The sequence below is a fragment of the Helicobacter sp. 12S02232-10 genome (assembly GCF_002272895.1).
GTDB lineage: Bacteria > Campylobacterota > Campylobacteria > Campylobacterales > Helicobacteraceae > Helicobacter_J.
Genome location: NZ_MLAQ01000005.1, coordinates 155,800 through 168,188, shown reverse-complemented (window position 1 = coordinate 168,188; position 12,389 = coordinate 155,800). Strand labels below are relative to the sequence as shown.

Genomic DNA, 12,389 nt, shown 5'->3' with positions numbered 1-12,389 from the left:
AAGAAGATATTCAAAATAACCCACAAGAAGCCATTAAAGATTTGTTCCATTCTTTAAATGATTTAGATGATTCAGAACGCTTTGGTGTGATATCTGAAATCTTTGGCAAAAAGATGGCAAATGATATTGGAGCATAGTATTAAAAATGTTAAAACCTATCAATTGAGATTATTTTGACAAAATTATTGAAAATACAATTGAGGATAAGGTAAAACTTGAATTTTAGCTATTCAAACTAAACTAGAGAAGCAACAACTGAATAGAAATACGTCAAGTTTCCGATAAAGATTTATGGTTTGATATTAATGAGAAAGTGTTACATTTAAATCAAATATTCAAAAAAAGTTTTACCAAAATATAAAATCTTAACTGAAATTTTTAAATATTTGCGAGGGATAAATCATAATAATTATTATTACAGGTTTTTCCAAACTCTGCAATTTGTTTTTTAGAAAAGTCACATTGCTTTTGGGCTTAGATGTTGAGTACTTAGATTTTTATTTTATTTATAGTAAAATAATCTTTTTGATTTGAAGGGGTGTTAGCTCAGTTGGGAGAGCGCGACGCTGGCAGCGTCGAGGTCAGGGGTTCGAACCCCCAAGACTCAAATCCCTCCGCCCAGCCTTTGAATTCCATCTCTAATCGGTCATCTTGCACATCAATCCCACAAGTAATAAAAACAATTTCATTAGGAAGAGTCGTTGGCGTGTAATCCTCTCTTCTTGCATACAACTCATTCTCTTCAAATTTAATGCTAGGCGGCTCAAATGTCTCTGCTTTTATTGTATTAGTGAAAACTTGAAACTTATGGATATCTTCTTTAGACTCCAAGAAGTCCTTAACGATGTCTTTAAGTGGGAGGAATGGAGAATAGAGTCCGTTTAAGAAAAATCCGACTTTCTTTTTACCTTTTTGAGTGGCACGCCACTCCCCCTTAATAACTGCTTGATTCTTCTGTTGTTCGCTCCATAAGCTCCCACACTCCACGCAAGCATACCTAACACTCTCTAAATCGTGTTCGCCTTTCTCATCTTGCTCCCATTTGATATTTTCAAAGAGGAGAATTTGTCTGTAACCGCATTCAGGACAAGGCACATAGTAATAACGCTTGTCGCTTCCTTCAAATTCTCTCTCAATCACACTATTATTTTTAATCGTAGGGGTAGAAACCTTAATTATCTTTCTATCATAGTAAGTGTTGGTTCGTTTTTGAGCCAAATCAATACTATGACCCTCTTTAGTATTTTCACACCGATCCACCTCATCAACAATCAATACTTTAATGGGCTTACTTGCAAGTTTAGATGGGGAGTTAGACCCAACTAATGCAAGGTTACCGCCTTTAAAATTCTTAATTAAAATCGTATTATTGGATTCTCTTGCATAAATCAGGTTGCCTAATTCCTTGCAATCTCGAAACATTGGAGCAAGTCGGCGTTTAGAATAATCTTCTGCCATATCTTCTGAGGGTAAAAGGAAGAGAATGGAGCTGGGGTCTTGGTGGATATAATAGCCAATCGTGTTATTTAGGATTTCAGATTTTCCAAGTTGGCTCCCCCACATTAAAACGACTTCTTGAATGTCAGGGTCAGAAATCACATTCATTGGTTCAATTTGATAGCTAAGGGCTTCAAATCTTCCAAAATTTGCTGAACTTTCTTGAGATAGCACCCGATAAGTGTTACTCCACTCTGAGAGTGTGAGGCGGGGTTTAATGAATATGGCGTTAGCAAAGGCAGATTTTAGAGGGGAGGACATCAGGAACCCCAAATATTATCTCTATAGATACCTAAAAGCTCTATGTTTTCTGTGATTTTATAAATAATTGTATAGCCCTTAAAGATGAATTCTCTGATATTTTCTTGATTAAATTTGGCGCTTATTCTACAAGCATAGGGCATAGAGATTGTATTTTGAAGCTTTATCATCAAAGAATTTTTAAAATCAATAGCATTTTGAGGGTTGTTTTTTGCTATAAAAACCAATATTCGACTTAGTTCATATTCAAATCTATCTGTTATTAGCAATTGCATTTTCAATAACCCTATCAAAATATTCCCAATCAAGAGGTTTTAGCACCTCAAGACCCGCATCAATTCTCTCTATCAACTCTTTGATTTCATCAACGGGTTTTTTAAGCTCTACTTTATCCTGAGGCATTTGTTTTAGAATGTCAAAAAAAGCGGGTAAAAAATCATCTTGCACTTTTATGGTTAATTCTTGCATTCAAACTCCTTATTTTTTCTTATTCTATCCAAAATTACTTCCATTTTAAAAACCACTGCTTCACTCTTAACCAATACGCATATACCCGCACGCCTGCATATAATACGATTCGATGATAGGGAGAGACCTTTTTAACTTTCATCGCTTCATTAAAAACTTTATCGCAATAATCCCGATTAACAAGCCCTTTGTGATAGAGTTCGCACAAATAATCGTGGAGGACTGCAGGTTTAGAATGTCTTCCAATGGGACTCACTAAGACCCTAAAGAGAAATGGAACAGAGGCAAAGTCAGATTCAAAGCCCGCAGGCACTTTGATGACCTCATCGTTATTCTCCTCCCGATAATAGTCAAATTCCTCTTTAACTAATAAGTTGCCATTATCTAAGATTTCGCCTTTTAATGGCGTGGTAAAGCTACTCATCTTGATTCTCCTTTGTTAAATCGATTTCCTCCCTCTCTTTTTCTCTATTCTCTTGCACTTCTAAGGCTTTTTGATGATAGATTTCAGGATCTTTCAACTCTTTTAAGACTACTTCGATTTCTTGTGTGATGAAGTTTTGTAAATTTGTAGCAATTTTATGCTTTTGTTTAAGGCGATGGGGGAGGGCATAGAGTTTATTTGAAATCGTAATGGCGATGTCTTCTAATTCTTTTGCAATTTTTTCAATAGGTATGAGTGCGCCGATTTTTTCTTGGTATTGGATTTCTTTTAATTTTTTCTCAATCTTCTCTTTTTCTAAGCGAACCTTACCTAAGTCTGAACCCTCATCAACATTATCGGTTTTATACTTGATATAGCTTTGAAAGTTTGAAGCCAAATCCCAAGAGTCTTTATCTTCTTTTTTAAAGACTTGAATTTTCTCTAAAGAGTAGATATGGCGGGTAGTGATTCCGATATAATCGCTAAGCTCCTTGGTGCTAACTATCATATGGCGACCTTATAGTCTGAATTGATTGTAAGTATGAGTTTATTCTCTTCAAAGCTCACAGCAATATCTTGAATATTAAGTCTGGGTTCATAGAGTCTAATTTGCTCTTGAACTTCTTCAGTAATCGCCAGTCTTGTTTCGGGGGTCAGGGGCTTGTCTATCCAGTCGTAGCTAAGTCCAAAGTTAGGATTAAGTGGGATTGAATATTTTTTAGTTTTAAAGATTCGATTTAAATTCTCATTAATGGAGAGTTTGTAATTTGGAGTTTGGATTGTTTTCATAATGTCGCCTTTACTTTAGTGGATCCTTGTTGATGGGGGGCGCCCGTAAAAGGGCAAATGCTTTGTGTGGTAATGACCCCGCCTCCGCCCCTATCGCCTAGATTGATGCTGTCTGCCTTAATGTCGGCACTCTTACACTCAATAGAGACCTCATCGCTTTGAATGTTTGCTTGTTTGCAATGAATCGTAATGTTGGCTTCTGATTGAATTTCTAAGGTATGGGATTGCGTGTCATAACTCAGGGTTGTGCCATCGGCATAGGTGATAATTTCTTTATCTTGAGATAAATCAGGATTGGGTTTGGGGATTGACCCCATACAAAGAAATAAATCCGATTCTTTGAAATGAAAGATAAGAGCATTTTCACCGACTTGGGGCGGTGTGAAGCAGGATTTAAAAGCGTTAGAAACGCTTAAATAAGTGATAAAATCGGTGTGAGTCCCGCAGATATTCACTTTGATTTGATTGCCCTTTGCTTCGATAATCGGAGCGATGTAGATAGAAATTTCTCCAAACATAGCCCCTCCTTTAACTAATTTTTCCCGTGCCAGTCTGTGCGGTGGCAGTGCCTGCGGTGGTAACCACGATAGTGCTTTGGGTAACAATGTGCTTAATGATTTCTTTGCATAATACTTCAATAAAAGCTTCATTTTCGGTTGTGGAGACAAAGCCTTTGGCTTGGAGTGCGGTTTTAATTTGAGCGCTTAAGATGTCGGAATCCATTGTTGTCCTTGCTTGTCATTTTAAAAATTATAACATTTGGACTTGTAAATAAGAGTTGTTAAAGTAAATGGTTAGTAAGAATAGAATAAAATTATTAAAATTTCTTCTGTTTGTTTCATAAAGTATCACTCTTTTAAAACATTCTAAAGCCATATGAAATCTAAAAAACGCCCATTTCATATCAAAATCACGAAATTTCTAGATGAGTTTTTTTAAATTTGTCAAGGGTAAAAGGGCGTAATCAGGGCATTGTTTGGCTTGTTGCTAAAACATTGAAACGCCGTTTAAATAACGTTTAAAGACCCTTTAAACGCCTTAAGTTTTAAAAGATTAGGGATTGTCTTTAAAATTGATTCAGTCGTAATTTTAAAATTTAATTTCTATATGAATATGAACTGAACTTTTTTGAATCACAAATCTGCGTTTTTCGGGGGCGGGCAACCGCAATAGGTGGGAGTGTGCTAGGAAGGACCCAAACAGGGGGGTCTCCCTCCCATTTGGTTTTATGAATTGGAATGAGAGCCAACTAAAAAAAATAAAAAGTTGCGCTCCATTTGAATGTTAAGATAATCTAGCTTAGAGACTGGTTAAGTTCAATCAATCAATAGTCTATGGTTTGAATTATTGTGTTAGAATAATAATCTTAAGATTGTTAGGGTAAAATGTTTTAGGCAGTTATTAAATCTTCTACCCTCTCATTCTCTTCTTAAGCTTCAGTTGTAATCTCTTTATAAAAAACTCAATATTCTTTTTAGGTTAATTTCTTGCAAATTCTTATTATTTTTTTTCTGCAGTTTCTCTACTAAATTCTTATCATTTTTATACTAGATTTCTATGCAGTTTCTAGCTACAACTAAGAGATGTTTCGTGCAGAACCTCATCTATTGAAATTATGCAGTTTGACAATTCAATAAGAGTCAAAAACAAACGCTTAAGGTTGTTGCGTGCGCGCTTAGAGAGTTTGGAGTCAATTGTTATTAATTGTCGGGAAATCAGGGGGGTTGCAATAGTTAGATTCAGCGGAAAATAAGCAATTCTTTTTTGGAAGTTTGTCGGAAAATGGTTGGCGAAATTTGGTTAAAAAAGAGGGCGGAAATAGGGGGATTTGCAATAGTCAGATTCAGCGGTAATTCAGGTTTAAAAACAGATTGGAATTAGTTTAAAGAATTAATCAATAAAACCGATTTCAAAAGCTCCGCCTATAAGAGAAACGACTCAACAGGTTGAGGTCGCCTTTTTAGTCCAAATAGTTGCTAAAATTGATTAGAATTAGGAAAATAAAAAAAACAAAAGTCCATATCTATGGGGGTTGCAGGCGTGGGTTAGAATCCCTGATTTAATTTGTCGCCAAATTTTAAAAAATGAAAGCCCTTATTTATGGCATTTCATACATTCAGTGGTTTCTATACGGGGATTCGATTTGCGACATATAAAAAATAAACTCCCTGTTTAACGGCTTTACAAGATTTAGGAAAAAATCACTTTTTCTAATGAACCCTTATAAAGCCCGTAATATAGGCACTTTAAGCCCTCTCTAGGAAAAAATTAGGAAAAAAATAAACCTTAAATCCCTTTTTTTAGTGGTTTGTAAGATTCAAATAAGACCCCCCTACGCTCCACCATAATAATATTTCTTTTATTATTTTTTAATCTACAAGGAATTCTGATCAACTGATTTAAAATCAAAAATATCAAATCCAAAGAAAAGAATTACTTTTATCAGATGTCAAGATTGAGTTGATTGGCAAGCAAATTAAATTTTAATATTTTCATTCCGTTATACTACTAAAACAAAGAAAATTATCACAATTAATTTGCCCTCAAGATTTCAAAAAGAAAGAACCCTTATTTATATATATTTTGGAATATATGGCACTTGCAATTTGAATTAAGAAATTCTAACCTCTATTTCTTGGGAATCAGATTCAAGCTTTTTGGCTTTTAAAGCCCTATCTTTAATCAATTTATCATAAAGTTCATTATTTTTTAGGCTAAGGATTTGGAGTGCCATATAAGCAGCGTTAATTGCTCCGGCTTTGCCAATAGCAAGAGTTCCTACAGGCATACCTGCTGGCATTTGAACAGTAGAAAGCAAAGCATCTAAACCATCTAAAGCTCCTCCACTTAAAGGGACACCGATTACAGGTCTGCAAGTTTGAGCTGCTATTGCTCCTGCAAGATGAGCTGCCATTCCTGCTGCTGCGATAAAGACTTGTGCACCTTTTTTTTGAGCTTCTTCAACATACTGCCTTGTTCTGTCTGGACTTCTGTGGGCCGAACTGATAATGACTTCATACTTAATATCAAAACGTTTAAAGATTTCGACACATTCGCTCATAACTCCCCAATCGCTTTTACTTCCCATAATGATTGATACAAAATCCATTTTAGTTCCTTTGGTTTGTTTTGATTCTTAAAAAACTATATGCAGGTAATTTATGAGGTAGCCTTACAGGATTGATATTGCCACTGTGAATTGCATCCAATTCTTTATCATTTTTCAAGATGATTTTATTGAGACAGAGATAATGTTTTCCATTGTATTCATAGATTTTACCGATATCATTAAAAACAGATTTGATTTTGCTCTCTAGGGGTGCAACGATTTCGTAAGTTTTTCCTATTTCAGTCGTGTATTTGCATAAAAAATATTCTCCGCTCTCATCGATTTCTCCATTAACTTGATAATCTCCCTCACTAATAGCGGTTTGATGGTTTTGGGTATCAAGCCTTTCAAAAGGGCGTCTAACGATATAGCCATCGGTGAAACCACGATTTTTAAGCGTGTGCAATTCATTTTGATAAAGCGATGGATTTTGTTCATTGTTGTAATAATCTTCTATTGCCATTCTATAAGTTCTAGCAGTGAGTCCGGCGTAATAAGTTGATTTTGTACGGCCTTCAATTTTTAGGGCATCAATCGCACCAGAGTCTAAAATCTGAGCGATTTGGCTTGCAAGGTTGAGATCTTTGGCATTAAAGATGTGTGTACCAATGCCTTCCTCTTCTTCAAGTCTCATCATAACGCCATTTTCAGGATTTTTCACATAATATTCATAATCAAACCTGCAATCATTTGCACAACTTCCGCGATTAGGAACTCTTCCGTTTTGAAGTGCAGATATGAGACACCTGCCTGAAAATGCAAAACACATACTGCCATGCACAAAAATTTCAATTTCAAGATCGGGCAAATATTTTTTGATTTGTACAGCATCGCTCAAACTTAATTCTCTTGCCGCAACGATTCTTTTGACACCCATTTCATAAAATACCTCAGCGTCCAAAACGTTTAGCACGTTTGCTTGCGTAGAAAGATGGATAGGAATGTGCGGGGCAATTTTTTTACTCAACTTTACAACGCCAGGAGTTGCAACAATGAAAGCATCGGGGTTTAATTCTGTCATTTTAATAATGTGGTCTTCTAAAAGTTTGAGTTGGGAATTGAATGGAAAACCATTGATAGTGACAAATACCTTTTTACCCAAAGAGTGAGCATAATCAATCCCCTCTTTGAAAGTTTCTAAGTCAAAATCTTTACCCGCTCTGTTTCTCAAAGAAAAATGGCTGACTCCTCCATAAACTGCGTCAGCACCATAATTTAAAGCGATTTTTAATTTTGTCAGATTCCCTGCAGGGGAAAGAAGTTGAACTTTTTTGGAGGAAATATTTGGCATTTATTTTTTACCAAATGATGCGATCAATGCCTCAATATCATCTTCACTTGCCATATCTTCTTTGTCGTCTCCAGCAATATAAACGGCAGAACTTACGCGTTTAGAGTCATCAATCTTGCCTTCAAAGAGAGAATTCATATATTGAGCCAAAGCCCTCATCACATTGATGACACGTTCAATTTTTTGACGATGGATATCTTGAAACTGCATAATATCCATCGCTTGCATTGATGCATCGACACAATCATTAGCGTCATCATTAATGGAATTTATTGTTTTTAAGATTTCTTCTGTTTCTTCTAAAGATGTTTTAAAAACTTCTACATTCGGGAATTTTTGTGATAATTTTTTAAAAATTTCGGAATGATTTTTTAGATATTGATTTAAAGGCTTGATGGATTTTATGATTTTTTCTGCATTCGCTCCAATATGATCAAGTTGGTCAAAAATTTGAGTTGCTTTCACTTCGGAATCTTTTGTGACATCATCAAGCTGATGAACGACTTTATGGTCGTCTGTAGGTGGAGGAGGAGGCCATTTTTTATTTGCTTCGACCTTGTAATTTTTAGGATCAACAAAAGCTGCACTCAGGTCATCATCAGTTTTTTGCAAATCTTGTTCTTTGGGTTGAGAAACATCATTAGAGATTTCTTCACTAGTTGTGGCATTCTCTTCTAAACTCGAATTTTCCGACATTATCAAAGCGTCTAATTCTTCTTGGGTCATTATTTCTCCTTGAATTAACTCTATGATTATAAAGTTAATTTCGTATATTTTAGATTAAAAATTCAAGCTTTTGATACCAAAACCCCCTCGATAATATCATCGAGGTCGCCATCAAGAATTGCTTCTACATTACTGTAAGCTGTAGCGCTTCTAGCATCTTTGACTTGCTGATAGGGAGCAAGCACATAGCTTCTAATTTGATGGCCCCAACCGATCTCACTTTTTTCTTCGTTGGCACTTGCGGTATTTTGTTTTTCAAGCTCTAACTCATAAAGTTTAGATTTTAGCATTTTTAAAGCCGTTGCTTTGTTTTTGTGTTGGCTCCTGTCATTTTGGCATTGCACGACGATACCTGTGGGCAAATGTGTAATGCGTATGGCAGATTCTGTTTTATTGACGTGTTGCCCACCTGCTCCGCTTGCCCTGTAAGTATCAATTCTAAGATCTTTTTCTTCTATGACAATATCAATACTATCATCAAGTTCTGGGCTTACCTGAACGCTTGCAAAGCTTGTATGGCGTTTGGCATTGGCATCAAAAGGAGAAATGCGCACAAGACGATGTACGCCATTTTCACTTTTCATATAACCATAGGCATTTTCACCTTTAATAAGGAAAGCAACACCCTTAATTCCAGCCTCCTCGCCATCTTGGTAATCAAGAATTTCTGCTTTAAAACCTCTGCGTTCCGCCCATCTAAGATACATACGGTACAAAATACTGCCCCAATCTTGACTTTCTGTGCCACCTGCACCAGGCTGTATCGTTACAATTGCATTTGCACTATCGTTTTCTCCGCTTAACATCACTTCTATCTCAACTTTTTTAATCTTTGATTCTAAACTTGAAGCCTCCATAAAAAGCAATTCTAAAGTTGTTGTGTCTGCATCTGAAGATGCAAGATCAAAAAGCTCAAGAGCATCTTCTATGGAGGATTTTGCCTGCTCATAAGTTTGAAGCATCCGTTCGATTTTTGCTTTTTCTTTACTGATTTCACCTGCCTTTTTGGCATCGTTCCAAAATTCTGGATTTTGCTGGGTTTGTAAGATATTTTTTAATCTTGCTTGCAGGTCTTGAGGCTTAATGATTTTGGCTATATTTTCGCATTTATTTTTCAATTCTTTGAGTAATTCGCCGTATTCGTATGAATCCATTGATGACCTTTAGCTTTTATGAGATGTTGATTTATGCGAATTCTACAAAAATAATGTATAGTTCAAAATAAAATTTGAAGAAGAAAGTCAGATGTTAATAAAAGTAAAAAAACCTTGTGAAATTTCTGAAAACTTAATCACACCTCAAGAAAACTATGAAAATCGCAGAAAGATACTTAAAGCGATTGGGATTTTAGGAATCGGAAGCGTTTTTGGAATAGATATGCTTGAAGGTTTAGATGCAAAAAGTGTGAAAATAAATAAAAACACCTATCCCTATCAAACGGATTCAAATTATTTTCAAAGCCCTTTGACTCCTTATGAAAAAGCCACTACTTATAATAATTTTTATGAATTTGGTATGCAAAAAGAAGACCCCTATCATCGGGCTAATGTTCTTCAAACAAATCCTTGGAGTGTCGTTATTGATGGGGAGGTACATAGTCCGATAAAAATTTCCTTAGAAGATATTCTTAAAAAAATGCAACTTCAAGAAAGAATCTACCATTTTCGCTGTGTGGAGGCTTGGAGTATGAATATTCCGTGGTTAGGGTTTGAACTTGGCGATTTGCTTAAATTAGTCAAACCCAAAGGAAATGCAAAATTTGTTTTATTTGAGACGGCTGTTCAAAATACAATGCCTGCGATAAAAAATCCTTCTTTAGGAGGCTATATCAAGTTTCCTTATAAAGAGGGATTGAGGCTTGATGAAGCGAACCATAAACTTACAATACTAGCTGTGGGTATGTATGGCAAGACCTTACCTAATCAGAATGGCGCTCCGCTCCGGTTAATAGTGCCTTGGAAATACGGATTTAAAAATATCAAATCAATCATTAGAATAACTTTGGTTGAAAAAATACCAGTTTCTACTTGGACGAGCTTGGATAGTTCTGAATATGGATTTTATGCTAATGTCAATCCTAATGTTGCCCATCCTAGATGGTCACAAGCAAGCGAGCGTTTTATTGGGGATGGATTTGGCTTTAACAAAATCCCTACAGAAATGTTTAACGGGTATGGGGAGGAAGTTGGGAGACTTTATGCGGGGATGGATTTGAGGAAAAATTATTGATTTTTGGAATGCAATTGAGAAATAAAATAAATTCATAATTCTAGTCTTTTGCGAGATTTTTTAAGTTTATTGCGATAGAATGAAATACGATACAAAAACTAAACAAGAGGTTAAAAGAATGTATGTAGATAGTATCATTGAAAAAGTTAAAGCCAAACATCCAAGTCAAAAAGAATTCCATCAGGCGGTTGGAGAAGTTTTAACTTCTCTTTCCCCAGCTATTGAAAAAGATAAAAAATATCAGAAAAATGCAATTTTAGAGCGTTTGGTCGTTCCTGATCGAGAGATTTATTTTCGCGTTACGTGGGTAGATGATCAAGGGCAAGTTCAAGTCAATAGAGGCTATAGAATCGAATTTAATTCTGCAATAGGTCCTTATAAAGGCGGGCTTCGTTTTCATCCTAGTGTCAATGAAAGCATCATTAAATTCTTGGGTTTTGAACAAATATTTAAAAATTCTTTAACAACTTTGGCAATGGGAGGAGGAAAAGGAGGGAGTGATTTTGATCCCAAAGGCAAAAGCGATGGGGAAGTGATGAGATTTTGCCAAGCTTTTATGAATGAATTATACCGTCATATTGGAGCACATACCGATGTACCTGCAGGTGATATTGGGGTTGGAGGGCGTGAAATCGGCTATTTATTTGGTCAATACAGAAAACTCACAAACCGATTTGAAGGAGTATTGACAGGAAAAGGCTTGAATTGGGGAGGTAGCTTGGTAAGACCTGAAGCAACTGGATATGGTTGTGTTTATTTTGCTCAAGAAATGCTCAAAGAACGGAAAGAAAGCCTTGCAGGGAAAGTTTGCACTATTTCAGGGAGCGGAAACGTAGCGATTTATACAGCAGAAAAACTTTATCATTTGGGCGCTAAACCCGTTACTGTAAGCGATTCTAAGGGAATGATTTATGATGATAGCGGTATTGATGTCGCATTGCTCAAAGAACTTAAAGAGGTTAAGAGAGTGAGTTTAGAAGAATATATCAAATTCAGACCTCAGGCTAAATATACAAAAGTCAGTGATTATAAACCTGGAACTAATGGAGTTTGGAATATTCCTTGTTTTGCGGCATTTCCAAGTGCCACAGAAAATGAGATTAACGCCAAAGATGCTGAAACTTTATTGCAAAATGGTTGTAAATGCGTTGCTGAAGGAGCAAATATGCCCTCAACATTAGAAGCGACGGATTTGTTTTTGAAAGCAAAGATTTGCTATGGACCTGGCAAGGCTGCTAATGCCGGAGGTGTTGCAGTCAGTGGATTGGAGATGGCTCAAAATGCAAGTATGCATCCTTGGGATTTTGAAGTCGTGGATAAAAAACTCTATAGTATTATGGAAAGTATTTTTACCAATGCTTCTCAAACAGCTAAAGAGTTTGGCGATCCCACTAATCTTGTTTTAGGAGCAAATATTGCAGGATTTAGAAAAGTTGCAGATGCAATGATTGATCAGGGTGTTTTATAGTCTTGATTTTCTCTTCAATAGAATATTGAAGAGAAAATGTTATTGTGAAATTTATTTTTATAAGTAAAAATTTCTGTGAAAACTTAAAATTTAAACCTTAGATGATTTGATAAATCCTTTGGATATG

At 35.8% G+C, this 12,389-nt stretch carries 13 protein-coding genes, 1 tRNA gene and 1 pseudogene; 3 read left to right on the top strand and 12 right to left on the bottom strand.

Features of this window, described 5'->3' with window-relative positions; translation table 11 throughout:
- Positions 1-536 precede the first annotated feature (536 nt).
- Positions 537-607 (top strand) — tRNA-Ala (locus BKH41_RS05775).
- Here BKH41_RS05775 and BKH41_RS05770 read toward each other — a convergent pair.
- From BKH41_RS05770 to prfB, 12 genes and pseudogenes are all read right to left on the bottom strand, one after another.
- Positions 607-1,758, bottom strand: a pseudogene (locus BKH41_RS05770) (terminase gpA endonuclease subunit); the annotation flags it as partial. The gene BKH41_RS05775 and the pseudogene BKH41_RS05770 sit on opposite strands and share 1 nt — an antisense overlap.
- On the bottom strand, positions 1,758-2,033 hold the full coding sequence (locus BKH41_RS05765; RefSeq protein ID WP_095297894.1) for a type II toxin-antitoxin system RelE/ParE family toxin: 276 nt from the start codon (positions 2,031-2,033) through the stop codon (positions 1,758-1,760). The gene BKH41_RS05765 and the pseudogene BKH41_RS05770, both read right to left, overlap by 1 nt.
- Positions 2,011-2,226 (bottom strand): hypothetical protein, encoded by a 216-nt coding sequence (locus BKH41_RS05760; protein WP_095297892.1) that lies wholly within the window; start codon positions 2,224-2,226, stop codon positions 2,011-2,013. The genes BKH41_RS05765 and BKH41_RS05760 overlap by 23 nt, the downstream gene beginning before the upstream one ends.
- Before the next feature lie 34 nt (positions 2,227-2,260).
- The gene (locus tag BKH41_RS05755; protein ID WP_095297890.1) at positions 2,261-2,650 is read right to left on the bottom strand and encodes a DUF1353 domain-containing protein; all 390 of its coding nucleotides are present in this window, start codon (positions 2,648-2,650) and stop codon (positions 2,261-2,263) included.
- Complete coding sequence (locus tag BKH41_RS05750) at positions 2,643-3,158, bottom strand: hypothetical protein (RefSeq protein WP_095297888.1); 516 nt, start codon at positions 3,156-3,158, stop codon at positions 2,643-2,645. The genes BKH41_RS05755 and BKH41_RS05750 overlap by 8 nt, the downstream gene beginning before the upstream one ends.
- Positions 3,155-3,439, bottom strand: coding sequence for a GPW/gp25 family protein (locus BKH41_RS05745; RefSeq protein WP_095297886.1), 285 nt, complete (start codon positions 3,437-3,439; stop codon positions 3,155-3,157). Before BKH41_RS05745 ends, BKH41_RS05750 begins: the two co-directional genes overlap by 4 nt.
- The gene (locus tag BKH41_RS05740; RefSeq protein WP_180762748.1) at positions 3,436-3,957 is read right to left on the bottom strand and encodes a phage baseplate assembly protein V; all 522 of its coding nucleotides are present in this window, start codon (positions 3,955-3,957) and stop codon (positions 3,436-3,438) included. The genes BKH41_RS05745 and BKH41_RS05740 overlap by 4 nt, the downstream gene beginning before the upstream one ends.
- Before the next feature lie 10 nt (positions 3,958-3,967).
- Positions 3,968-4,162, bottom strand: coding sequence for a hypothetical protein (locus tag BKH41_RS09790; RefSeq protein WP_180762747.1), 195 nt, complete (start codon positions 4,160-4,162; stop codon positions 3,968-3,970).
- Positions 4,163-6,050: 1,888 nt separating this feature from the next.
- The gene (purE, locus tag BKH41_RS05735; RefSeq protein ID WP_095297882.1) at positions 6,051-6,548 is read right to left on the bottom strand and encodes a 5-(carboxyamino)imidazole ribonucleotide mutase; all 498 of its coding nucleotides are present in this window, start codon (positions 6,546-6,548) and stop codon (positions 6,051-6,053) included.
- A gap of 1 nt (position 6,549) precedes the next feature.
- Positions 6,550-7,839 carry a peptidase U32 family protein gene (locus BKH41_RS05730; RefSeq protein WP_095297880.1) on the bottom strand — a complete coding sequence of 430 codons (1,290 nt, stop codon included), beginning with the start codon at positions 7,837-7,839 and terminating at the stop codon, positions 6,550-6,552.
- A complete protein-coding gene (locus tag BKH41_RS05725) occupies positions 7,840-8,565 on the bottom strand; it encodes a chemotaxis protein (protein WP_095297878.1) in 726 nt (241 codons plus the stop codon). It lies immediately after the preceding gene.
- A gap of 62 nt (positions 8,566-8,627) precedes the next feature.
- Positions 8,628-9,719, bottom strand: coding sequence for a peptide chain release factor 2 (gene prfB / locus BKH41_RS05720; protein WP_095297876.1), 1,092 nt, complete (start codon positions 9,717-9,719; stop codon positions 8,628-8,630).
- A 91-nt stretch (positions 9,720-9,810) separates the two neighbouring features.
- Here prfB and msrP point away from each other — a divergent pair, with 91 nt between their 5' ends.
- Both msrP and gdhA read left to right on the top strand, forming a co-directional pair.
- Positions 9,811-10,794, top strand: a complete 984-nt coding sequence (gene msrP, locus BKH41_RS05715; RefSeq protein WP_095297874.1) for a protein-methionine-sulfoxide reductase catalytic subunit MsrP — start codon at positions 9,811-9,813, stop codon at positions 10,792-10,794.
- 118 nt (positions 10,795-10,912) lie between these two features.
- On the top strand, positions 10,913-12,262 hold the full coding sequence (gene gdhA, locus BKH41_RS05710; protein ID WP_095297872.1) for an NADP-specific glutamate dehydrogenase: 1,350 nt from the start codon (positions 10,913-10,915) through the stop codon (positions 12,260-12,262).
- Positions 12,263-12,389 lie beyond the last annotated feature (127 nt).